The organism is Labrys okinawensis (assembly GCF_002982075.1).
GTDB lineage: Bacteria > Pseudomonadota > Alphaproteobacteria > Rhizobiales > Labraceae > Labrys > Labrys okinawensis_A.
Genome location: NZ_PUEJ01000001.1, coordinates 501,675 through 523,087, shown reverse-complemented (window position 1 = coordinate 523,087; position 21,413 = coordinate 501,675). Strand labels below are relative to the sequence as shown.

General features: G+C 63.3%; 21 protein-coding genes. 12 read left to right on the top strand and 9 right to left on the bottom strand.

Annotation, left to right across the window (positions count from 1 at the left end):
• Nucleotides 1-6 precede the first annotated feature (6 nt).
• Complete coding sequence (locus C5L14_RS02440; RefSeq protein WP_181160987.1) at nucleotides 7-2,085, top strand: hydantoinase/oxoprolinase family protein; 2,079 nt, start codon at nucleotides 7-9, stop codon at nucleotides 2,083-2,085.
• A 51-nt stretch (nucleotides 2,086-2,136) separates the two neighbouring features.
• Here C5L14_RS02440 and C5L14_RS02435 read toward each other — a convergent pair whose 3' ends face one another.
• Nucleotides 2,137-3,042 carry a LysR family transcriptional regulator gene (locus C5L14_RS02435; protein ID WP_105860417.1) on the bottom strand — a complete coding sequence of 302 codons (906 nt, stop codon included), beginning with the start codon at nucleotides 3,040-3,042 and terminating at the stop codon, nucleotides 2,137-2,139.
• A gap of 281 nt (nucleotides 3,043-3,323) precedes the next feature.
• Between C5L14_RS02435 and C5L14_RS02430 the strand changes: the two genes are divergently transcribed.
• The 7 genes from C5L14_RS02430 to C5L14_RS02400 all read left to right on the top strand — a co-directional run bounded on the left by C5L14_RS02430 (nucleotide 3,324) and on the right by C5L14_RS02400 (nucleotide 9,872).
• Complete coding sequence (locus C5L14_RS02430; RefSeq protein WP_105860416.1) at nucleotides 3,324-4,124, top strand: 5-oxoprolinase subunit PxpA; 801 nt, start codon at nucleotides 3,324-3,326, stop codon at nucleotides 4,122-4,124.
• Between the two features lie 2 nt (nucleotides 4,125-4,126).
• Nucleotides 4,127-4,369, top strand: coding sequence for an acetyl-CoA carboxylase (locus C5L14_RS02425; protein WP_105860415.1), 243 nt, complete (start codon nucleotides 4,127-4,129; stop codon nucleotides 4,367-4,369).
• Nucleotides 4,366-5,757, top strand: a complete 1,392-nt coding sequence (locus C5L14_RS02420) for an acetyl-CoA carboxylase biotin carboxylase subunit (protein ID WP_105860414.1) — start codon at nucleotides 4,366-4,368, stop codon at nucleotides 5,755-5,757. Before C5L14_RS02425 ends, C5L14_RS02420 begins: the two co-directional genes overlap by 4 nt.
• Nucleotides 5,754-6,629, top strand: a complete 876-nt coding sequence (locus C5L14_RS02415; protein WP_105860413.1) for a 5-oxoprolinase subunit B family protein — start codon at nucleotides 5,754-5,756, stop codon at nucleotides 6,627-6,629. The genes C5L14_RS02420 and C5L14_RS02415 overlap by 4 nt, the downstream gene beginning before the upstream one ends.
• Entirely contained in the window at nucleotides 6,619-7,596 is a 978-nt protein-coding gene (locus C5L14_RS02410) for a biotin-dependent carboxyltransferase family protein (protein ID WP_105860412.1), read from the top strand. Before C5L14_RS02415 ends, C5L14_RS02410 begins: the two co-directional genes overlap by 11 nt.
• 108 nt (nucleotides 7,597-7,704) lie before the next feature.
• Complete coding sequence (locus tag C5L14_RS02405) at nucleotides 7,705-9,060, top strand: purine-cytosine permease family protein (protein WP_105860411.1); 1,356 nt, start codon at nucleotides 7,705-7,707, stop codon at nucleotides 9,058-9,060.
• 299 nt (nucleotides 9,061-9,359) lie between these two features.
• Nucleotides 9,360-9,872: a GNAT family acetyltransferase gene (locus C5L14_RS02400; protein WP_146126812.1), complete on the top strand. Its 513-nt coding sequence runs from the start codon at nucleotides 9,360-9,362 to the stop codon at nucleotides 9,870-9,872.
• Nucleotides 9,873-9,968: 96 nt separating this feature from the next.
• On the opposite strand, the gene C5L14_RS02395 is transcribed toward C5L14_RS02400, so the two are convergent.
• Nucleotides 9,969-10,571, bottom strand: coding sequence for an IMPACT family protein (locus C5L14_RS02395; RefSeq protein ID WP_105860665.1), 603 nt, complete (start codon nucleotides 10,569-10,571; stop codon nucleotides 9,969-9,971).
• A gap of 368 nt (nucleotides 10,572-10,939) precedes the next feature.
• On the opposite strand from C5L14_RS02395, the gene C5L14_RS02390 reads away from it, so the two are divergent.
• Nucleotides 10,940-11,734: a lytic murein transglycosylase gene (locus tag C5L14_RS02390; RefSeq protein ID WP_105860409.1), complete on the top strand. Its 795-nt coding sequence runs from the start codon at nucleotides 10,940-10,942 to the stop codon at nucleotides 11,732-11,734.
• Between the two features lie 393 nt (nucleotides 11,735-12,127).
• Here C5L14_RS02390 and C5L14_RS02385 read toward each other — a convergent pair whose 3' ends face one another.
• On the bottom strand, nucleotides 12,128-12,733 hold the full coding sequence (locus tag C5L14_RS02385; protein WP_105860408.1) for a LysE family translocator: 606 nt from the start codon (nucleotides 12,731-12,733) through the stop codon (nucleotides 12,128-12,130).
• Nucleotides 12,734-12,833: 100 nt separating this feature from the next.
• Between C5L14_RS02385 and C5L14_RS02380 the strand changes: the two genes are divergently transcribed.
• On the top strand, nucleotides 12,834-14,192 hold the full coding sequence (locus C5L14_RS02380) for a PLP-dependent aminotransferase family protein (RefSeq protein ID WP_105860407.1): 1,359 nt from the start codon (nucleotides 12,834-12,836) through the stop codon (nucleotides 14,190-14,192).
• Between the two features lie 11 nt (nucleotides 14,193-14,203).
• Here C5L14_RS02380 and C5L14_RS02375 read toward each other — a convergent pair whose 3' ends face one another.
• The 3 genes from C5L14_RS02375 to C5L14_RS30245 all read right to left on the bottom strand — a co-directional run bounded on the left by C5L14_RS02375 (nucleotide 14,204) and on the right by C5L14_RS30245 (nucleotide 17,080).
• Nucleotides 14,204-14,857 carry a glutaminyl-peptide cyclotransferase gene (locus C5L14_RS02375; protein ID WP_105860406.1) on the bottom strand — a complete coding sequence of 218 codons (654 nt, stop codon included), beginning with the start codon at nucleotides 14,855-14,857 and terminating at the stop codon, nucleotides 14,204-14,206.
• A gap of 39 nt (nucleotides 14,858-14,896) precedes the next feature.
• A complete protein-coding gene (locus C5L14_RS02370) occupies nucleotides 14,897-16,111 on the bottom strand; it encodes a helix-turn-helix domain-containing protein (RefSeq protein WP_105860405.1) in 1,215 nt (404 codons plus the stop codon).
• A gap of 741 nt (nucleotides 16,112-16,852) precedes the next feature.
• Nucleotides 16,853-17,080, bottom strand: a complete 228-nt coding sequence (locus C5L14_RS30245; RefSeq protein WP_181160986.1) for a hypothetical protein — start codon at nucleotides 17,078-17,080, stop codon at nucleotides 16,853-16,855.
• A gap of 161 nt (nucleotides 17,081-17,241) precedes the next feature.
• Here C5L14_RS30245 and C5L14_RS02360 point away from each other — a divergent pair, with 161 nt between their 5' ends.
• On the top strand, nucleotides 17,242-17,832 hold the full coding sequence (locus tag C5L14_RS02360) for a hypothetical protein (RefSeq protein ID WP_105860404.1): 591 nt from the start codon (nucleotides 17,242-17,244) through the stop codon (nucleotides 17,830-17,832).
• Nucleotides 17,833-17,893: 61 nt separating this feature from the next.
• Here C5L14_RS02360 and C5L14_RS30240 read toward each other — a convergent pair whose 3' ends face one another.
• Nucleotides 17,894-18,229 carry a DUF883 family protein gene (locus C5L14_RS30240; RefSeq protein WP_181160985.1) on the bottom strand — a complete coding sequence of 112 codons (336 nt, stop codon included), beginning with the start codon at nucleotides 18,227-18,229 and terminating at the stop codon, nucleotides 17,894-17,896.
• A 233-nt stretch (nucleotides 18,230-18,462) separates the two neighbouring features.
• Complete coding sequence (locus C5L14_RS02350) at nucleotides 18,463-19,215, bottom strand: LuxR C-terminal-related transcriptional regulator (RefSeq protein ID WP_181160984.1); 753 nt, start codon at nucleotides 19,213-19,215, stop codon at nucleotides 18,463-18,465.
• 414 nt (nucleotides 19,216-19,629) lie between these two features.
• Here C5L14_RS02350 and C5L14_RS02345 point away from each other — a divergent pair, with 414 nt between their 5' ends.
• Entirely contained in the window at nucleotides 19,630-20,034 is a 405-nt protein-coding gene (locus C5L14_RS02345; protein WP_428832597.1) for a DUF1236 domain-containing protein, read from the top strand.
• Nucleotides 20,035-20,476: 442 nt separating this feature from the next.
• On the opposite strand, the gene C5L14_RS02340 is transcribed toward C5L14_RS02345, so the two are convergent.
• Nucleotides 20,477-21,355, bottom strand: a complete 879-nt coding sequence (locus tag C5L14_RS02340) for an SMP-30/gluconolactonase/LRE family protein (protein ID WP_105860400.1) — start codon at nucleotides 21,353-21,355, stop codon at nucleotides 20,477-20,479.
• Nucleotides 21,356-21,413 lie beyond the last annotated feature (58 nt).

The following is a 21,413-nucleotide window of genomic DNA, read 5'->3' as shown; positions in this document are numbered from 1 at the left end:
ACGATCATGGAACATGCTTTTCGTCTCGGCATCGACGCCGGCGGCACCTTCACCGATTTCGTCATCGCCAACCGTGCGAGCGGCGATGTCAAACTCTTCAAGGCGCTCTCAACGCCCTCCGATCCGACCAAGGCGATCGAGAACGGCCTCAAGCAGATCGCCGATAGTCTCGGCACGACCCCCTCGGCCATCGTGTCCGATTGTGACCTGTGCATCAACGGCACCACGGTCGGCCTCAACGCGCTGATCACCCATCGGGGCGGCAAGACCGGTCTGATCTGCACGGCGGGCCACGAGGATTCCATCGAGATCCGCAACGGTCACAAGGAAGACGGCTATCGCTACGATCCGGAATATCCCGCGGCCACAATGCTGGTGCCACGCTATCTCCGGCGGGGCGTGCGCGAACGCGTCCTGTCGGATGGCTCGGTGCGGACCCCGATGCAGGAAGAGGACGTGCGCCAGGCCTGCCGCCTGTTCCTCGAGGAAAAGGTGGAGACGGTCGCGATCTCCTTCGTGTGGTCCGTGCTCAATCCCGGCCATGAGCGCCGCGCCGCCGAGATCGTGCGGGAGATGATGCCCGAGGCGATCCTCACCGTCGGCAGCGAGCTCTACCCTCAGATCCGCGAATATACCCGCACCTCAACCGCGGTGACCAATGCCTATCTGGCCCCGGTGATGCGGCGCTATGTGACGGCTGTCGACCGCTATTTCCGCGACCTCGGCGCCAAGCAGCCGGTGCGCTATTTCCAGTCCAATGGTGGCCTCGCCGTCGGCCAGGTGATGACCGACCGCTCCGTCTACGCCATCAATTCCGGCCCGGCATCCGCCCCGCAGGCCGGTCTCTATGTCGGTGCCCCCTTCGGCAAGGAGAATGTCATCACCGTCGACATGGGCGGCACCTCCTTCGACATCACGCTCACCCGCAACGGCCAGACCAATCTGAACAAGAACGTCGACTTCCTGCGCTACCGCGTGGGCGTCCCCATGATCCAGGTCGAGACACTCGGTGCCGGCGGCGGTTCGATCGGCTGGATCGACAGCCTGGGCTTGCTGCAGGTCGGTCCGCAATCGGCCGGTTCGGAACCAGGCCCGGCCTGCTACGGGCGCGGGGGAACGGACCCGACGACCTCCGACGCCAATCTCGTACTCGGCTATCTCAATCCCGAGGGCCTGCTCGGCGGCAAGCTACCTCTCGACGTCGCCAAGGCCCGCGGCGCCATCGCCAGGATCGCCGGGCCGCTCGGCATCAGCATCGAACAGGCCGCTTATGGCATGTTCACGATCGTAAACAGCGGCATGGTCAACGGTATCCGGCGCGTCTCGGTCGAGCGCGGCTACGATCCGCGCGACTTCGTCCTGGTCGGGGCCGGCGGGGCCACCGCCGCCCATATCACCGCTCTGGCGCGCGAGATGGGCATCGATACGATCATCCTGCCCAAGCTCGCCTCGGGCCTGTGCGCCTTCGGGCAGATCATCTCGGACGTCAAATACAATTATATGGCCACCGCTCCCCTGCGCCTGGACAATGAAGGCGCCTGCGAGAAGATCGACACGCTCTTCGGCGAGATCGAGGCACAGGGCGTCCGCCATCTGGAGACGGACGGCTTTGCCTCCGAGCGCATCGCCATCAAGCGCAGCCTCGAAATGCGCTATGTCGGGCAGGTGCATGAATGCACCGTCGACATCGACAATTTCAGGATCGACGAAACCACGATCGACAAGGTCAAGGATGCCTTCCACGCCCGCCACGAGGAGCTCTACACCTATTGCGAGCGACACAATCCCGTCGAGGTCGTGAATATCGAGTCCACCCTGTATGGATTGATCGAGAAACCAAAGCCTCCCAGGCTGGAGGGAACCGGCAGCCTGGACCTTGCCCTTAAAGGCAGCCGGCCAGCGATCTTCCAGGCCTCGGGCGAGGCGACGTCTACACCTGTCTATGACGGGTCGAAGCTGGGCGTGGGGGTATCCGTCACCGGGCCGGCGATCATCGAGGAGGTCACCACCACCATCGTGATCGAGCCCGGCTGGACTGCGACCCTCCATGAAAGCGGCAGCTATCTGCTGACCCGCAAGGACTGACGGGCGATGCCCTTGCTTCCCGCCCTCTCCCCGCCTGCGGCCCCATCTCGCCTAGCGATGAGGCGGCAGGAAGAAGGCCTGGCGGAAATAGGAGCGGAAGGCTTCCATGGCGGGGGTGAACACCGCGTCTCGCCGCCAAGCCAGGCCGACATCCATCGAGGGGATCGGCTCGCTCGGCACGATTGTCTCGATGCGCTTGCCTTCCAGGGACCAGGGCCTCAATACCATGTCCGACAGGATCGCCACCCCCTGCCCATCGGCCACCAGCGAGCGGACGGCCTCGACCGAGGAGGTTCGCAGCGTCACGTTCGGACGGAACGAGGACAGGCTCCAATAGCGCAGCGCCGTGTGGGCGGCCTCGTCCACGGTCAGCATGATATAGGGCTCCTCGGCGATCTCCCTGAGGCTGACGGCGCCCTGTGCCAGCAACCGGTGGCGGGCCGGCACCCACAGCCGCCGGCGCGAACTCATCAGCGTCTCGGTGGTGAGGTCGGGATTGATGACGTTGGAGGTCAGCAGCACCGCCATGTCGTAGCGATTGGCCAGCAGCCCGTCCTCGATCGCCTCGCGGTTGAGCTCGAAGAGCTGGATGTCGAGATTGGGCCAGGCGCGGCGCAGGCGGCCGAGATGGTTCGGCAGGAAATAGCCGATGACCGTGTAGGTGGCCGCAACGGTCAGCCGGCCGGCAAAATCATTGGCGGGCAGGAGAAGGCTGGTGGCCTCCTCGACCTTGTTGAGGATCTCATAGGCGTGGAACAGGAACTGCCGGCCCGCGGGTGTCATGTCCATGCCCTGGGTGGACCGGGTGAACAATTCGACGCCGACGATCTGCTCCAGCTCCTTGATGGCGGTGGTGATGGCCGATTGCGAGATGCCGAGTTCGCCCGCGGCCTGCGAGACCTGGCCATGCTCGGCCGTCGCCACGAAATAGCGGATCTGGCGCAGACTGACCGGCATGGAGGGCTCCCTTCGCGTTTCAGATGGCTCTCTATATCAATATTTAAAAAATCGATAGAGAGCCCTTTGCGAAGGGGTAGACCTGCACACTTATCCACATATCTGCTCAAAAATGGCCTCATGTTCTACAAATCCGAGCAAAACAGAGAAACTTCCTGTTTCTGAAAATCAGATATAAGGCATCTAAATATAGAATTTTTCAATCAACTCATCTCGCCTTAACGTCACAGCAAGACCGGCAGCATGCCGGCGCAGGATGAATCTCACAGAGGGAGGCTGGCTTGGCGCTGGCTGCGGTCGACATCAATTGCGACATGGGCGAAGGCTTCGGCCAATGGCGCCTCGCGGAGGCGGACGACACCGCCCTGATGGAGCTCATCAGTTCCGCCAACATAGCCACGGGCTTTCATGCGGGCGATCCCTCGCTGATGGACGCCACCGTCCGGCTGGCGGCCCAGCACGGCGTCGGCATAGGCGCCCATCCCGGCTATCGTGATCTCCAAGGCTTCGGTCGCCGCCGCATCGAGGGCGCGGCCGAAGAGATCGTCAACGATATCGTCTACCAGACCGGGGCGCTGCGGGAGTTCGCCCGGCGCCATGGCGCCAGCCTGCAGCATGTGAAGCCGCATGGTGCCCTCTATATGGAACTGGCGGCCAACGAGGACCTGTCGCGTTCCTTCGTCCATGCGATGCAGGCCACCGCTCCCAACGCCTTCATCTATTGCATGGATGTCTCGCTGACCCATCGCGTCGCCGTCGAAGCCGGCCAGCCGGTGATCCGTGAATTCTATGCCGATCGCGACTATGGCCGGTCGGGCTCGATCGTGTTCACCCGCCATACCGGCCGGCTGGATCCTGCCGCGATCGCCGACAAAGTGGTGCGCGCCTGCCGGGAACAGCGGGTGCGCACCGTCGAAGGCGACGACATCGACATCGCCTTCGACTCCATCTGCTTTCACTCCGATACGCCCGGCAGCCTTGCCATTGCCCGTGCCATGCGGGCGGCCCTGGTGGCCGAGGGCATCAAGATCATGCCGGCAAGCGAGCTGGCGAACCCGTCCAAAGCCATCACGAGGGGATGAGAATGGCAATTCTAGAGATCATGTCACCCTTGCCCGGGGTCTTCTACAGACGCCCCTCCCCTGACAGCCCGGCCTTCAAGGAAGATGGCGAGAGCGTCGCCGCAGCCGATGTCATCGGCCTTGTCGAGGTGATGAAATCCTTCCACGAGGTCCATGCCGGCATCGGCGGCGCCAATATCAAATTCCTCGTCGATGACGGCGACGCCGTGATGGCCGGCCAGGCTCTCGCCGAGGTGGAGGCATGAATATCCGCTCCGTTCTCATCGCCAATCGCGGCGAGATCGCTGTGCGCATCAATCGCGCGGCCAGGGCCTTGGGACTGCGCACGGTGCAGGTCTACAGCGCCGCGGACAGGGACTCCCTCGCCGTGCGGCTCGCCGATGAGGCGATCGAAATCGGGCCTCCGGCGGCAAAGAAATCCTATCTCGACATCGAGGCCGTGCTCGCTGCCGCCAAGGCGGCCAAGGTCGATGCCGTGCATCCGGGCTATGGCTTCCTCGCCGAGAATGCCGATTTCGCCGATGCCGTCGTAGCGGCAGGCATGAAATTCGTCGGTCCCGCAGGCTCGGCCATCCGCCTGCTCGGCGACAAGGTCGCCGCGCGCGCGGAAGCCGAGAAGGCGGGCGTGCCCACCGTGCCGGGCAGCGGCGGGCGCGTTGCCGATATCGAGGAGGCCGAAGCGATCGTCGAACGCATCGGTTTTCCGGTGATGATCAAGGCCGCGGCTGGCGGTGGCGGGCGCGGCATCCGTGTCGCCGCCGATTGGGATTCGTTTCGCCGGCAGTTCCCCCAGGCCTCCGCCGAAGCGGCGGCGGCCTTCGGCGATGGCGGTCTCTATGTCGAGAAGGCCATCGAAAAGGCGCGCCATGTCGAGGTGCAGATCCTCGGCGACGGCAGGAATTTCGTGCATTGTTTCGAGCGCGAATGCTCGCTGCAGCGCCGGCGTCAGAAGGTGTGGGAGGAAGCTCCGGCCGTGGGCCTGTCGCCTGAGGTGCGTGAACGCTTGTGCCAGAGTGCCGTCGCTCTCGCCCGCTCGGTCGGCTATAGCGGCGCCGGCACGGTGGAATATCTCTATGACGAGGCCAGCCAGGACTTCTACTTCATCGAAGTCAACACGCGCATACAGGTCGAGCATCCGGTAACGGAGATGATCACCGGTCTGGACCTGGTCCAGGAAATGCTGCGCATCGCCGGCGGCGAGCCGCTCTCCATTCGCCAGGCGGACATCGCCGTCACCGGCCATGCCATCGAGTGCCGCATCAACGCCGAAGACCCGTTCAAGAACTTCATGCCCTGGCCGGGTGTGGTCACGGCACTGTCGGTCCCCGAGGCGAGTGACATCCGTTTCGACACCATGCTTTTCGAGGGCTATGCGGTGCCGCCCTTCTATGACTCCCTGCTGGCCAAGCTCGTCGTCCATGGCGAGACCCGCGCGGCCTGCCTGGCGACGCTCAGGCGGGCGCTGGCCGCCCTGAAGATCAAGGGCATCCCCACCACCATTCCCCTGCACGAGGCCCTGGCCGCCGACAGCGATGTCGCCGCCGGCCGTTTCCATACGCGTTTTCTCGAGGGCTGGCTCGAAAGCCGTTTCGCTCCGCCGCCAGCCTCTCCGGTGAAGGAGGCCGCCCGATGAAGAGCCGATATTCCTTTGGCGGCGACGAGCACCTGTTCGTCGAATGCGACGAGAGCATGTCGCTGGAGGCCTTCTTCAAGAGCCTGTCGATGACCCGCGCCATCAGGGAGGCCGGCATTGCCGGCGTCACCGAGATCTGTCCGGCCAACGCCTCCTTCCAGATCCGCTTCGATCCGGACCGCATCAAGCCGGACGACATCCTGGCCGAAGTGAAGGCCATCGAGACGGCCGCCGCGAAATCCGAGCCGGTGATCGGCACTCGCATCATCGAAATACCGGTGTTCTATCAGGATCCCTGGACGCATGAGACCCTGATGCGGTTTCGCGAGCGCCACCAGGACCCCGCGGCCACCGATCTCGAATATGCCGCCCGTATCAACGATCTCGCCTCGGTCGAGGATTTCGTCGCCGCCCATAGCGGCTCGCCCTGGTTCGTCTCGATGGTCGGCTTCGTCGCCGGCCTGCCCTTCATGTACCAGATGGTCGAGCGGCGGAGACAGCTCCAGGTCCCCAAATATCTCAGGCCCCGCACCGACACCCCGAAACTGACGGTCGGCCATGGCGGCTGTTTTTCCTGCATCTATTCGGTGCGCGGCGCCGGCGGCTACCAGATGTTCGGCATCACGCCGATGCCGATCTTCGATCCCGAGCAGAAGACCGGCTATCTCCGCGACTTCATGGTGTTTTTCCGGCCCGGCGACATCGTCAAGTTCAAGCCGATCGGGCGTGATGAACATGATGCGATCGCAAGCGACGTCGCCTCCGGCCGCTATGCGCCCGAGATGCACGAGGTCACCTTCGACCTCAGGGAATTCCAAAAGGACATCGATGGCTACAACGCCAAGCTGGAGGGCATGATCCATGGGCGTTAGGGTCCTCAATCCCGGCCTTTCCACCACTGTCCAGGATCTCGGCAGGCCGGGTTATTTCCATCTCGGCATCCCCGTGGGCGGGGCGATGGACCGGCTGGCCTTGCGTGCCGCCAATCTCCTGGTCGGCAATGACGAGGCAGACGCCTGCCTGGAGGCCGTGTTCCTCGGCCCCGAACTCGAATTCACCCGGGATGCGACGATCGCGGTCACCGGGGGCGAGATGCCGATCAAGATCGACGGGGTCGAACAGCCGTCCTGGACGGCCCTCCGCGTCAGGGCGAGCCAGACCCTCAGCTTCGGTTTCCTCAAGGCGGGCGCGCGCATCTATATCGCCATTGGCGGCGGCTTCGACGTTCCCCTGGCGCTCGGCAGCCGCTCGACCTATGTGATCGGCGCGCTCGGCGGCCATAAGGGGCGTGCCCTGGCCAAGGGCGACGAACTCGCCATCGGCGAAGCGGGCACCGCCAAGGAAGGGCGCAGCGTGCCCGAAGCCTTGCGCCGTCGTCCCGGCGCGCCCGCGCAGCTTCGGGTCCTGCCAGGCCTCTATTGGCACCGCATCCAGGAGCAGTCGGGACGCGCTTTCTTCGAGGACCAGTGGAAGGTCGCGCCGGAAGCCGACCGCATGGGCTATCGCTTCCGTGGCGGCCGCCCCCTGCACTTCGTCGAACGCGAGCCACCTTTCGGCGCGGGGTCGGATCCCTCCAACATCGTCGACAGCTGCTATCCCTATGGCTCGATCCAGGTGCCCAGCGGCACCGAGCCGATCATCCTGCACCGCGATGCCGTATCCGGCGGCGGCTATTTCATGCTGGGGACGGTGATCTCGGCCGACATGGACCTCATCGGCCAGATGCAGCCCAACACCCCGACGCAGTTCGTCGAAGTCGACATGGCCACGGCTCTGGCGGCGCGCGCCGAGCGCGCGGCGCTGCTGACCTCTATCCGGGCCGCACTGGCCTCGAACTAGATCCGCTCCGGTCGAAGCGGCCAAAAAAAGCCGCCGGCCCAAGAACAGCGTCAGAACGACACCATCCAAATACGACATCGGTCCAGAACCAATGAGAGGGGAACCATCATGGCAGGCACCATCGCGGCCGCCGAAGCCGATACGCTCGACTATTCCAACCGGGCGGTCCCGCCCGATGCCCGCATGCCCAGGATGGCCCTGACCATGGCCTGGTGGGCCGTGTGCAGCGCCGTGTTCTACATCGTCGTCGGCGCCGCCCTGGCTCTCGGCTTCGGTACCCGCAACGCCATCATCGGCATGGTGCTGTCGGTGATCGCCTATGGCCTGATCAACGCCGTGCTCAGCCGCTTTGCCATTCGCACCGGCCTGTCCGTCGCCCTGTTCTCGCGCGTGCTGTTCGGAAATGTCGGCGCGGGGCTGGCGACCCTGATCTTCTGCGCCACCGCCATCTACTATGCCGTGTTCGAAGGATCGGTCATCGCGGTCGGCATCCACACCATCTTTCCGTCCGTGTCCTACGCGATCGCAGCCCTGATCGTGGTGCTCTATTCGGTGCCGCTGATCTTCGGCAGCATCCAGACCTGGCTCGACAAGTTCAACGGCGTGCTGCTGCCCTTCTACATCCTCGGGCTGGTGGTCGCTGTCGGTCTGGCAGTGGCCGAATATGGCTATAGCGACAAATGGCTCAATCTCGGCCCGGCCGGCGGCCCGCCGGCGAATGGCTGGTGGTCGTGCTTCGTCTATTATATGGGCGTGTGGGTCCTGATGATGTTCACCTTCGACTATGCCCGTTTCGGCCGCGAGGAGGACGCGGGCTATCACGCCTTCTTCAATTTCGGCATGCCCTTCTATGTCATGGTGTTCCTGGTCAGCGGCCTGTTCGGCATGTTCATGATCGGCACCGTCCCCGATCTCGGTACGGTCAGCGAGGTGACCGTCCTGCTCGCCTTGCTGAAGCTGATGGGTGTCTGGGGCCTGCTTTTCGTCTGGGTCACGCAGACGCGCATCAACACGGCCAACTACTATCTCGCCGCCGTCAACATGGAAGCCCTGGTCCAGCTCTTCGGCAAGCTGCCTTTCGGGCGCATCGGCTGGGCCGTCGTCGTCGGCGTGATCGTCTATCTCCTGATGCTGGCCGATGTCTTCGCCTATCTGCTCCAGGCCCTCGCCTATCAGGGCATCTTCGTGGTGGCCTGGGTTGCCGTGGCGATGGCCCATATCCTCAGCGACCGCTACAGGCGCCTGGCCGGCGATACGATCGAATATCGCTCCAGCCACGTGCCCGCCTTCAACCCGCTCGGCCTGGTGGCCTGGTTCGCCGGAGCGGCCATCGGCATCGTCCTGCATCTGTTCGGCGGAGCCTATGCGGAACTGTCGGCGCCGGCGACCGCCGTGGCCGCGTTCTGCATCTACACGGTGGGCCTCACCTTCGCCCGCCGCTCCTGGTTCCTGGTCGCCGATTGAAGCGAGCGATCGCAAGGTCGCCGGCTGAGCAATCAGCCGGCAAGGGCACGGGGGATCGGTTGCACCCGTTCGGGAACGATCGGAGCCGGTCGGCGTTGAATTGCAAGATGCGCACGTGTCAACCGGACCTGGCAGTAGAGGGAACAGGGATGGTTTTTCCGGTTTCCCGCCCTGACCAACGAAACGGTAGCCGAGCCCTTGTCCTGCCCGTGCGCATCGCCTTGGCTCGTGGCGACGGGGGCTGATGTCGGGGGGGCGGCAGCCGCCTGGGCTGATTGGCCAGATTTAGCAGGAGGCGCATGGAAGTCGTATCCCGGGTGGTTTTTACCGTAGCCAGCATCTGCCTTATGGTATTGGCAGGCAGTCTTGTCGCGATTGCCGGATTTCGGGTCTTTCATGCCGCTTATTACGACGGCCAGTTCGACAATACCCTGCTCGATTCAATCGGCTTTGTGGTGGTTGGCATCGCGGTCTTCGACGTCGCGCGCTATTTCCTCGAAGAGGAGGCGTTGCGTACCCGTGAAATGCGCAATGCCGTGGAGGCCCGCCGCAGTCTGACGAAATTCATGTCGGCCATCGTGATCGCGGTTTTCCTCGAGGCTCTGGTGACGGTGTTCAAGGTCGCCAAGCAAAGCCCGGAGCAATTGCTCTATCCGGCACTCCTGCTGTTCGGCGGCACCGCCATGATCGTGGGCCTCGGCGTCTACCAAAAACTGTCCGTGGACGTCGAACGGGAAAGCCCGGCCGAACCCAGCAAGGAGAGGGGCGGAAGAGGGCGCAAGACCGGGGAGCGGGAGGCAGACCCGAGCTAAAGCGTTTTACGATTTGGCGGTATCGCCAGAACCGTAAAGACGCGTCCAATCGAAGAGTGAGAGCAATGCGGCGTTTCCATCTCAACGCGCTTCGCTCTAGGAAGCTTCGTTTCGCTTCGGGATGGACATGACCGCGCGACCGCTCGTGACGTCGGCGACCATCTGCCGGACATCGGCCAAGTCCTGTTCGCGGATCGCGGCGACGAACTCGCTTCCCGTCGCGTTATAGTGCTGCGTCAGGATCTGCACCGCCTCGTGGGCCGACAGCCGTGCCTGCACCAGCGCAAGGTCGGCAAAGGCGCAACCGATGCGCACCTCGATCCGGGTGACGATCGGCAACTTCTCGGCAGCGCGGAGGCAGGCGGCTGCCGTGCCGCCATAGGCGCGGATCAAGCCGCCGCTGCCAAGCAGGATGCCGCCGAACCAGCGTGTAACCACGACGGCGACGCCATCCAGGGCCTGGCCGTCGATCGCCTGCAGGATCGGCTTGCCCGCGGTTCCGCTTGGCTCGCCATCGTCGCTGAAGCGGTAGAGGGGGCCGACCCGCCAGGCCCAGCAATTGTGATTGGCCGCTACGTCGGAATGATCCCTGATGAAGGCCTTGGCAGCCTCCTCTCCCGACACGGGAGCGGCTGTCGCCAGAAAGCGACTTTTCTTGACTTCCTGTCTGAACGTTTCGATTCGCTGAAGACTGAACACATCCGGCATAGCTGCAACTTAGTACATTTTTCAAAAAAGTCGGCACGCATCTCCATCACAGGAAATATCGTCGGAACAAAGGGTTATGGCGAATTGCCAATGTCGCGGACTGGCGATTGCTCGCGGTGGGGACGATTTTTGCGTCAAGTCACCTTTTCCCTCGGCGAGGTCGCCCGCCGCAGAAGCGTGCGGAGGTGCAACTACGCTTGCCCAATTCTCATTCGGCGACGGCAGGCACAAGCTTCCTGCCTGCTTTGTAAACCCAAAATCGAAAGCATGATGTGGGCACCGTTCTGCATCGATTGACTTGATCCGGCGTCACTGCTGTAGTCGCCGGCAGCCTGGATGTTCTCAAAAAAGGGATTTGAATGAGCACGAGGATACATGTAGCGGCACTGGCCGGAGCGGTCTTGAGCCTGTTCCAGCTTTCAGGCGGAGCCCACGCTGCCCAATGCGGCAAGAATGCATCCGGCTATGAAGCATGGAAGCAGGAATTTGCCGCCGAGGCACGCGCCAAGGGCGTCGGCCAGGCCGGCATCGCCGCGCTGATGAGCACCCACTACGCCACAGCCACCATCAACGCCGACCGTGGGCTGAAGAGCTTCCGGCTGTCCCTGGACCAGTTCCTTGCCAAGCGCGGCGGCAACACGATCATTGCGCGCGGCCGCCAGCTCAAGAAATCCCAGGCCGCACTGTTTAGCAATATCGAGCGCCGCTACGGCGTGCCGCCCGGACCGCTGCTGGCGATCTGGGGCATGGAGTCGGGCTTTGGTGCCGTCAAGGGCAACCAGAACATGCTCTCCTCCGTGGCAACGCTCGCCTATGACTGCCGCCGGCCTGAATTCTTCACCGACCAGCTTTATGCCGCCCTCAAGCTGGTCGACAGCGGCCGCTTCACGGCGCAGACCCGCGGTTCCATGCATGGCGAAGTGGGCCAGACCCAGTTCATGCCCAAGACCGTGCTGCAATATGGCGTCGGCAATCTCGATACGGCGGCAGGCGCCCTCGATTCGACCGCCAACTATCTGAAGGCCCATGGCTGGAGCGCCGGCCAGGGCTATCAGCCGGGCGAGCCGAATTTCGCGGCCATCCAGGCCTGGAATGCCGCCTCCGTCTATCAGCAGGCCATCGCTCATATCGGCCAGCGCATCGACGCTCAATAGAACGACCCGCTGAGCGGTGGAAGACCGCAAGCTCTTCCACCCGACCGCATCGGCCATTGGTCCCTTACGCCGTGGAGCGTCAGCTTCCACGGCGTTTTCTATTGGCGGACCGCGCCGCCGGAGGCGAGCAGCCACTCGGATTCAAGCCGCTGAAGAACGGGGTGACGCCGGCCATGGCGGCCGCTCAGGATGAGAGGCCCCGAAATGCCGCGATTACGCCATCACGGCGAAACAAATGGAAATCGCAGGTTAAGGCGACGCGAGCATGCTGACAGTTCCTTTCACCGGAACAAAAGCCGATGCTCGAAAGTGTGCTGCTTGCCTTGCTGTTCTCCGTCGTGACCTATTATCTCACCTTCGATCTCTAGAAAGAGGTGGCGATACGCCTGTCGATCAGCTGCCCGCTTCAGCCAGGATCGGATAGAGCGATGCGACCAGCGCCAGAGCCATCACCACATTGAAGATGCGCAATCGCACAGGTTCCGACAGGAAGCCGCGCAAAGCGGTCCCCACCGCCGCCCAAACCAGCAGGCAGGGGGCGTTGGCCAGAACGTAGATGGCCGCTACCATCAGGACATTGCCGAAGAAACCGTTGGCCGGCGTATAGGCGGCGATCGCGCCGATCGCCATGATCCAGGCCTTTGGATTGACCCATTGAAAGGCTGCCGCCTGGAAAAAGCTCATCGGACGGTCTCGGCCACCGTCGGATTCCGGTCCACCTGCCCTGGCGATCTTCCAGGCAAGATAGAGAAGGTAGGCCGCGCCTCCATAGCGAAGCAGCGTGTGAAGGAGCGGGACGGCGGCGAACAGGCCGCCTATGCCGAACCCGGCCGCGAGGACCAGGACGCAGAAACCCAGATTGATGCCGAGGAGATGAGGCATTGTGGCCTTGAGGCCGTAATTGGCTCCGGAGGCCAGCAGCATCGTGTTGTTCGGACCGGGCGTGATCGATGTGACGAAGGCATAGAGGACAAAGGCGGTCAGCAGGTCGGATGTCATGGCAGGCCGTCGGTTCGGCGGAGAATTGACGGGATCATAGAGGCGTGACACTATTTTAGAAGAAGCAATAGTGTCATGTGACACAATTAACGAGTTCGCCGTGAAGCTTGCATCCCCCTGGGCGCCACGCCTGGCGCCAGGCGACGAACCGCCATTCGAACGGCTTGCCGGGGCGCTTGCCGACGACATCGCCGCAGGCCTGATCGGCCCGGGCGACCGGCTGCCGGCCCATCGTGATCTCGCCTGGCGCCTCGGCATCGGAGTCGGCACCGTCACCAAGGCCTATGCCAGACTGGAGCAACGCGGTCTGGTGAGATCCCTCCACGGCCGGGGAATGTTCGTGGCAGGCACCTCGACGATGGGGACCGGGAGCATCAACCTCGGCATCAATGCCCCGCCGCAGATGCTGAGCGACAGACTGCTGCAGGCGACATTGGCGATACTGGCAAAACGCCTCGATGCCGAAACTTTCGGTGCTTATTCCCATCCTGCAGGACAACCGGAGCATCGCCGCCTGATAGCGCGCTGGCTGGCCGGACGGGGCGTCGACGCCGAGCCGGACCGCACATTGCTGACTCATGGTGCCCAGCAGGCGCTCGCCATTGCGCTAGCCATGGCCTGCCCGCCGGGAACCCGTCTGCTGACCGAGGCACTGACCTATCCAGGCGCCCTGTTGGTGGCGCGGCAGGCCGGTCTCGAGATAGTCGGCCTCGCTATGGACGAAGAGGGCCTTACGACCGATGCCCTGGCCGAGGCGCTCGGCGCCGATCATGGCCAGCGCCGGGTGCTCTATGTGACGCCGACCCTCCACAATCCGACGACCGCGACGATGAGCGCCGAACGCCGCCAGGCCGTTGCCCGCCTCTGCCATGCCCACGACGTCATCATCATCGAGGACGACGTCTACGGCATTTTCGCGCCGCCGGGCGTCCGCCCCCTGGCCTCCCTTGCGCCTGAACGCACCTTCCATGTCGCCGGTCTCTCCAAGGCCCTGAGCCCCGGGCTTCGCATGGGTGCGCTCGTCGTCCCGCCCGATTGCGTGGCCGAGGCGGAGGCGAGGCTGCAGGCGAGTTGCACCACGGCCTCGGCTCTCCAGGGCGAGATCATGAGGATATGGCTGACGGACGGGACCGCCGAAGCCGTCGCCTCGTCGATCCGAGCCGATGCCGTCCGGCGCTCGGCGCTCGCCGCCGAACGCCTGCCCAAGCAGGCGGGGCTCAAGGTCAATGGCGGTTTTCATGCCTGGCTGCCTATGGCGACCGAGGCGGCGGACCGCTTCGTCGCCCGTGCCGCGCTGCGCGGGGTCGCCCTGATGCCGGCACGCGCAGCGATGGCCGATCCCTCAGCACCGGAAGGCGGGGTACGGATAAGCCTCGGCGCTCCTACGATCGCTCAGCTCGGCCAGGCGCTCGACATTCTCTCCGACCTGTTTCGGCCCGGCCGGCCGGTACTTGTCTGAGCACACGGGCGTTAGCTCCGAACGGGCTTTGCCTTGGCCGGCCGGCGGACGGCGCGGACCTTTCCGCTTTCGCCGCCGCCGCAGAAGAAACGGTCGCGCCCGTCGGATTCGAGCCCGGAGACGAACAGGCCGGCCGGCATCTCGATGCTGTCGAGGACCGTTCCGGTAACCGGGTCGACATGCCGCAATTCGCTCTCGTCGTTTTCCCAGGTGGCGTGCCAGAGCTCTCCATCCACCCAGGTCACACCGGTGACGAAGCGGTTGGATTCGATGGTGCGCAGCGTGGCACCGGTCTCGGGATCGATCTGGTGAATCTTGCGGTCCTGATATTGGCCGACCCAGAGAGCGCCTTCGGCCCAAGCCAGGCCCGAATCCTTGCCGCCTCCGGGTGCTGGAATGCTGGCGAGCACCGTACCGGTGGCCGGATCGATCTTCTGGATGCGATCCTCCGCAATCTGGAACAGGTGCTTGCCATCAAAGGCAGTGCCGGCATGTGCGGCGACGTCGAGGGACCTTACCGTTCTGCCGCTGTCCGGATCGAGCGCGTTCAGCTTGTCGCCGGAGGCAAACCAGACATTCTCGCCATCGTAGCTGACCCCGTGCACGGCTTCGACACCGGTGAAGGGGCCATATTCACGAAGGATTTCTGCAGATGTCCGTTTCATGCGGCATACCCTATCCTTGGTCCATGAGAGTCTTTAGCTTCATGGCAGCGGCGGCGGGAGTAACAAGGTTGTCGCGAAACTCGGCACCGGTGGCGTAACCCAGCGCCGTGCCCTCCCCCGCCCGAAGAACTGCACTTTGGCAGCGAAGGCGAGTTCGTCCAGAGCCCGCTGCACGGTACGCTGACTGGCCCCGAGTGCAAGCGCCAGAGCCGAACTGGACCAGGCTTCGCCATCGGAGAGAAATGCCAGCACCGCCGCATATTTCTCCTCGACCGGGCGGGCCAGCACCAGGACCTCGCCGGCGCGCCTCGGCACCAGCAGGAAGCCGCGGCTGGTCGCGTCGACGGTAGCCAGTCCTCGCAGCGTGGCGCGCAGGCGGCCCATCTCGACCCGCAAGCGGGCGCGATGGGACTCGTCGGCCGACTTGGCTCCGAAGGCACGCGCCACCAGTTCGTCTCGCGACATATCGCCCGGCCAGACCTCGCCAAGGGCCCTGACGAGGGCAAACAGCACCGGCCGCCGCGCGAGCGAAGCCTCTTTCTCCGCGTCGCGTACGATATGACGGCAAGCATCGATCACAAGGGCCTTCGACGTCTGCAAAGCCTCGACTTCATCCAGCATTACCGGGCGTTCGCTGCCGCCCGCGACCAGGCGGGCGGCCGGCGTATCCAGGATCAGCGTGGCGCTTTCGACCTCCGCCGCCAGCGCCGGGATTCCAGACTGACGCGCTGCCAGCCGGGCCCGCGTCAGTGCCGTACGGGCCTGTCGGATCTGCAGACGGCGCATGGCAATGCCGGCAACCACCAGGTCATGCGCCGTTCTCAAGGCCGGCGGCAGGGATGCGGGCTCGAAATCGGCAAGTTCTCCCTCGGCGGCGTCCAGGCGCCCGATCAGCAGCAGGCGCCGGGCTTCGAGATATCTGGCATGAGCGGCATTCACCCGGTCGCCGTGCTGTTCCAGCGTCGTGCGCGCTGCATGCAGGGCCTTGGCCGGCCAGCCGAGGTCACGCGAGACGAAAGCAATTTCGGCCTCGGCGACGACGCATCTTGCACGCGCCACGGCCTGCCTGACGCCGAAGGCGCGCGCCGCAGCTCGGATCAGGGCTCGGGCACGGTCGAGGTCACCGAGCTGCGCCATCGCGATGCCGCGCAGGGCCAAGGCCGGTGCATCGTCACGCAGCGCAACCCGGTTCAGGGCACCGAGCGGATCGCCGGCGGCAAGCGCACGGGCCGCGGCCGTCATCAGCGAGTCCATTCGAATCCCGCCAAACTTGTCACTCCCACCATCCGGTGATCCCGCACTAGCACAAACGCCAACGCGTATCGAGAATGCCGTGAGATCCGTCATGAGCCACATTCACGCCGACAGGGCATGGGACGGCGTGCCAAATGCCAGTACCAAATGGTCCTCCCGGCTTGCCTTCACGGGCTGTCTGGGCCTCGCCTTGGCATTGGCCACGGCCGCGACCTTTGGCATGCGCGCTCGCCATGGCCGGCATGGGCGAGACCCCGATGTCCGTCCCTCTCGCCGCAGCGCTGACCGTTCTGCTGGCCGGTGCCTGGCGGTTCTCGCCGTGGAAGACAATCAGCTCTTCTGCTGGCGCCGCATGCCCGAAGCCGGAACCAACCGACAGGCGCCTGCGGCCTTTCCGGACGGTTTGCGGTTAAGTACACGTTGCTGCTGAACGCCGCCGGTCCGGCCGCGATCCTTCTGGCGATCGGGGTGATGGACCTGCGCATCAAATGGCGGCCGCCACCGCCGCGTTACGTTCGAACGTCTTGCGCCAAACGGACCGCTCGCCGTGCGGCTGACCGGAAGCGTGGCAATCCTCGCCGCCCTGATCCTGATCGCCAGGGCACCTTGCGACTATAGCGTTTTGCGATTAGACGGAGTCACCTAGAATCGCAAAGACCCGTCAGAACAATGAGTTAGAGCAAATAAGCGTTCACGCTTGAACGCGCTTTGCTCTAGGTGGACGCGTTGGCACTGGCATCGTCAGGTCCTGCGGCGCGCGGTGAAAGCCGGAGGATCGCTGGCCGGGAACGACTCGTCGCTCGCTTCATCGACTGCGTCCCAAGGTTCGTCTGACTGGACTGCCCTGTCCCGGCGCCGGACGGCTGCTTTCAGCGCCTCCACTTCCTGGCGCAATTGGTGATTTTCATCCAGCAGCTTGGCAATAGTGACCAGTCCTGCGAATGAAGCCAGAAAGCCAAGACCGCGCATAATGTCCTCCCCTTTCACGCCGCAGATCCTGCCCGAGTGCCACGGTCTCGATATCGAGCCGTCCTGGAGCAAAACGCATTGAGACGAAAATGCGTGTTTGCGATTCCGGTAATTCCGCCAAATCGCAAAACGCTATAGCGCTGAACCTGCGAACCGGGCGCATGGTTCCCGGCACTGTAAAGCTCGCGCCGCCGCGCTGCTCCACTTGGTCGCAGCAGGAAACCTTTGGCGGCCGACGCCGTTTTGCCCTCGACAAAGATCGAGGTACCATTCTGATGCAAGCCTATGACGTACGCGCTCTTTTTTCGTTTGCCGACAGGGCCAGTCGGCTGAATGGCAGCGATTCATGGCTCGATCGCGACATCTGCCTCAGTCTTCGCTATCTCGACGGGCGCATGTTCGCCGACTGGCTGGTCGTCCTGCCCGACCATCGCCTATCGTCCGCTGATGGCTCGCATTGCGGCGAGCCCGATCCTTTGACAGCTTCCATCGACGCCGTCGAGAAACTCCGGCGCTGCCTGTTGCCCAGGAGCAGACTGACCGTCAGGATGCTCGACGGCGGCTTGGAACAGTATCAGTGCCAGGTGCGGTTTGGTCCCGGCGCGGGTGAAGCTGGCAATACAAGCGTCGCCAACTCCGAGGCATGCGCCCGGCTGGCGGCTCTTCTGTACGCCTTTGCCAGTTCGACCCTGGGCTGGCCGGATGCTGCAGGCGAACCAGCCAGGCTGCGCTTTGCCTTGGTCGACAAGTGAGCGCACCCGGCTGGAAACCACCTCGGAACACCGTGTCGGTGTCAGCGCCTGCTCGACAGAGCTAGCGCCGCTCGTTCCCGAGCAGGTTTGCACCGACGAAGAGCCCAATTACGAATCCGACAACACCCGCCGAAGACAATATCGTCGCGGCCGTACCGGGATGTTCCCTCACCGCGTCGCTCACGGCGTACGCCTGCTCGCGGGCTTGCTGGAAGGATGCTCTCGTCTGTCCCTTGGCCCGATCCACGGCCTCGGAGGCTGCTTCGCGTGTACGCTCCAACGTCTCGGCGCTGCGATCCGCGATCGATTTGCCGAGCGCACTGATTTCCTTCCGAAGGTCGGCAATCTGCTTTTCCAGTTCCTTGCGCACATCGTCCGGGGAGATCGAGTCGGCCATCATATTCTCCGTTCTGGTCATCCGTGAGGGTGATGGTAGATACCCTTCACCACACAGGGCCATAACGCCCGATGGCGGCGCCATGTTCCCGGCACGCGGCGACACATAAAAGGCTCGCCTAGGAGAGGCTCGACGTTTTGCGATTTGACGCGGTCGCCGGGACCACCGGCTGTCGAAGCTGATGCCGAGGCAAGCAGGCATGAATGCGTGCTGCCTCAAGTTCCGCTGCGCGCTCAGTCGAACAGGTCCTTGGTCAGGATCGCCACTTCCGTACGATTGCGCGCCTTGATCTTACGCATGATGTTGCGGATGTGAATCTTCACCGTGCTCTCGCTCATATCGAGCTTGTAGGCGATGATCTTGTTGGACTCGCCGCGGCGCAAACGATCGATGACGTCGATCTGCCTCTGGGTGAGAGCCTGGCAGAGCGCCCCCTTGTCGGAAGCCGGCATAGGAGCAGCCTGTGCGGCCAGGAGGCTGGTGACGGGGACGAACCTCTCCCCCGCCTGAACCAGGCGGATGGCGGCAGCAGCCATGTCGAGATTGAAAGTCATGCCGACGAAGCCCTGAGCTCCCTGTTCGACAGCCCGGCGGACCAGAACGGCGTCCTCGGCATCGGAGAGTACGATGATCCGGCTGGCGGGAGCCTTGGCTTTCAATTTGGCGATGTCGTCGCAGATAGCCCGTTCCGTCGCCCTGTCCCCGGTTGCACACAGCAATATCGTCATCGGAACGGCAAGGTCCGCCGGATGCCATTCGTCAACCGAGGCATAGCCGTGCAAGGTGTAGTTCAAATCGGGGGCGGCGAGGCAGCGTGCCAGGCAATCTCGGATCAGCGCGGCGGCGCTGATGAGGACGACCGGGATTGTCGCGACCCGGGCGGTGACGGCGAGAGCCTCCGGGCGCTGCGCCTCATTGCGCGGCGGCTTCGGAAAGCGATCGATGTCGACGCTACGATAGATGTGGGGAAGAGTTGCAGCGCCCATTACCATATTACCTTATATCAGACCGCCTTTATCGCCGGTCTCTAAAAATTCCTGAAGCCATAGAGGTAATTTTATGCGGAGAATGTGCGATTTCGCACATACGAAACGAGGGATCCGTCGTCTGCGCCATAGCGAATCCGAACGGCAATTGGGACACGGCCCGCCGATGTCAGAATAAGAATTATCTACCTATATATCTCAGTATATTCACAAATTATCGGCATATCGGAAGCATCACAGATTGATCACAAATGTGTCCTTAATGCGAACTCAGGGATAATTTGAAGGCAATTGCCGTAATTCCTATTTTCAGCAAACTACCGTGGAACAATTGCATCCATGGGTTGTTGTATCGCTCATATCTGGAGTGGGTACACTCGACAACCACGGAGAAAGGCCATGAAAAGCAGGGTAATGAACTTGGTTGGCATATCTTTGGTGGCGCTGTGGCTGCCGGCCGCTGCCCACGCGCAAGGCGTGATGGGTGGAGCCCAGGAAGGGGCGGAAAGCGGCAATGAGAAAGCTGGCCCGGTCGGCGGTATCGTCGGCGGCACGGTCGGCGCGGTGACAGGCGGTATCAACGGATTGCTTGGGATCGAGCAGCGCCCCCGCTTCCGTAAATATGTGATCGAGCGGCATATTCCTTCCTACCGTTATGAGGAGCCCCTCAATGTAGGCGTCGTCCTGCCCGAGGAAGGTGTCGAATATTACGACGTACCAGCGGCCTACGGAGAAGTCCGCTACAAATATACGGTCGTCAATGACGAGGTGGTGCTGGTCGATCCCGGTACCCGGCGGATCGTCCAGATCGTGGAATAGGACCCTGATCAGCGGATAGTTCGCGTTTTCACGCGAACTATCCGCGCACCCGTCCATGCAACAGACTCTTCCGGCTGCGGCGATTTGCGGCCGGAAGAGACAGGGGGCCCGCTTACGGCACGAAGGGTGAGCGGATCGCGAGCTCTTCCTGACAAAGCAGCTTAGATCGATAAATTATTGATCTAAGAATATTAAATAACTTATTGATATGAAATATTTTTTGCAAAATATCAAGAAGGGGGCATTTTCTCACCTGAACGCCGAACGGACCACAGCTCCCGCGCAATGAGTGGCCGGCGCGGCAGGGTGGGCGACCCATTCGGCCACTTGGCGGCACGAGATCATTCTCATCCTTAACTTCAGCCGGCGGCGGGGGCTCCGGCAATTCCTGCGATGGAAATTTCAGGAAGTACTCTGGTGCCTTGCCGTTTCTTTAGCTTTCTCATCCGCCGAAACGAGGCTCCGGAACGCCCCGGATGCCGAGATCATGGATTGCGAAGAGGCTTCCTCGCAGCACGCCATCACCGGGGAAGCGTGGCAGCGGGGGTTTCGCCATCGAAGTCACATAGAGCACATCGAGATCGGGCCCGCCGAACATCACGCTGGTCACCTTTTTGACGGGCATCTCGATCACCCGGTCGACGGAGCCGTCGGGGCGGTAGCGCACAAGTTTGCCGTTATAGACCAGGGCATTCCACAGGCAGCCCTCGGCGTCCACCGTCGAGCCGTCGGCCGCACCGCCCCCCGAGCCGTCGACCTTGGCGAAGGTCCGCTTGTTCGACACGCTGCCCGTATCCTGGTCATAGTCATAGGCCGAGATTTCGCCGGACCAGGTGTCGGTGAAATAGAAGATGTTACCATCAGGGCTCCAGCATGGCCCGTTCGAGCAGATGATGCCGGAATCAAGCTTTGTCACCTTGAAATCGGTCGACAGGCTGTAGAGCGCCCCGTTCGGCCCCTCCTCCATCGTGTCCATAGAGCCGGCGACGAAGCGGCCGCGCTTGTCGACCTTGCCGTCATTGATGCGGTTGTTGGGTAGGTCCGGTTCGGGATCGTGGATGAGTTCGACGTTCCCCGTCTTGAAGTCGAGGAGGTGGAAGCCGCGCGCCAGCGAGACGACGGCGCCCGAGCCGTCCTTGCGCAACGCCATGGAGCCGATCTTCTGCGGCACGTCCCAAGCCCGAAGCTCCCGGCCGTCCGCGGTGGCGCGGAAGACGCGCCCGTCGAAACTGTCGATCCAGTAGAGGCGCTGCTGGTCGACATCCCAGAGCGGCCCCTCCCCCAAGGTGGTCTTCACATCCAGCAAGACTTCGATGCGCATGCTCGTTCCCTCTCCTTCAACCGTTCTTGTTTTCAGCCTCGCGGCTGCCGCCCTGAGC

What these genes read in the sequence shown, in the direction of transcription:
- C5L14_RS02440 (WP_181160987.1), top strand. Translation starts at nt 7, where the DNA reads ATGGAACATGCTTTTCGTCTCGGCATCGACGCCGGCGGCACCTTCACC.
- C5L14_RS02435 (WP_105860417.1), bottom strand. Translation starts at nt 3,042, where the DNA reads ATGCCGGTCAGTCTGCGCCAGATCCGCTATTTCGTGGCGACGGCCGAG.
- C5L14_RS02425 (WP_105860415.1), top strand. Translation starts at nt 4,127, where the DNA reads ATGGCAATTCTAGAGATCATGTCACCCTTGCCCGGGGTCTTCTACAGA.
- C5L14_RS02420 (WP_105860414.1), top strand. Translation starts at nt 4,366, where the DNA reads ATGAATATCCGCTCCGTTCTCATCGCCAATCGCGGCGAGATCGCTGTG.
- C5L14_RS02415 (WP_105860413.1), top strand. Translation starts at nt 5,754, where the DNA reads ATGAAGAGCCGATATTCCTTTGGCGGCGACGAGCACCTGTTCGTCGAA.
- C5L14_RS02410 (WP_105860412.1), top strand. Translation starts at nt 6,619, where the DNA reads ATGGGCGTTAGGGTCCTCAATCCCGGCCTTTCCACCACTGTCCAGGAT.
- C5L14_RS02405 (WP_105860411.1), top strand. Translation starts at nt 7,705, where the DNA reads ATGGCAGGCACCATCGCGGCCGCCGAAGCCGATACGCTCGACTATTCC.
- C5L14_RS02400 (WP_146126812.1), top strand. Translation starts at nt 9,360, where the DNA reads ATGGAAGTCGTATCCCGGGTGGTTTTTACCGTAGCCAGCATCTGCCTT.
- C5L14_RS02390 (WP_105860409.1), top strand. Translation starts at nt 10,940, where the DNA reads ATGAGCACGAGGATACATGTAGCGGCACTGGCCGGAGCGGTCTTGAGC.
- C5L14_RS02385 (WP_105860408.1), bottom strand. Translation starts at nt 12,733, where the DNA reads ATGACATCCGACCTGCTGACCGCCTTTGTCCTCTATGCCTTCGTCACA.
- C5L14_RS02375 (WP_105860406.1), bottom strand. Translation starts at nt 14,857, where the DNA reads ATGAAACGGACATCTGCAGAAATCCTTCGTGAATATGGCCCCTTCACC.
- C5L14_RS02370 (WP_105860405.1), bottom strand. Translation starts at nt 16,111, where the DNA reads ATGGACTCGCTGATGACGGCCGCGGCCCGTGCGCTTGCCGCCGGCGAT.
- C5L14_RS30245 (WP_181160986.1), bottom strand. Translation starts at nt 17,080, where the DNA reads ATGCGCGGTCTTGGCTTTCTGGCTTCATTCGCAGGACTGGTCACTATT.
- C5L14_RS02360 (WP_105860404.1), top strand. Translation starts at nt 17,242, where the DNA reads ATGGTTCCCGGCACTGTAAAGCTCGCGCCGCCGCGCTGCTCCACTTGG.
- C5L14_RS30240 (WP_181160985.1), bottom strand. Translation starts at nt 18,229, where the DNA reads ATGGCCGACTCGATCTCCCCGGACGATGTGCGCAAGGAACTGGAAAAG.
- C5L14_RS02350 (WP_181160984.1), bottom strand. Translation starts at nt 19,215, where the DNA reads ATGGGCGCTGCAACTCTTCCCCACATCTATCGTAGCGTCGACATCGAT.
- C5L14_RS02345 (WP_428832597.1), top strand. Translation starts at nt 19,630, where the DNA reads ATGAACTTGGTTGGCATATCTTTGGTGGCGCTGTGGCTGCCGGCCGCT.
- C5L14_RS02340 (WP_105860400.1), bottom strand. Translation starts at nt 21,355, where the DNA reads ATGCGCATCGAAGTCTTGCTGGATGTGAAGACCACCTTGGGGGAGGGG.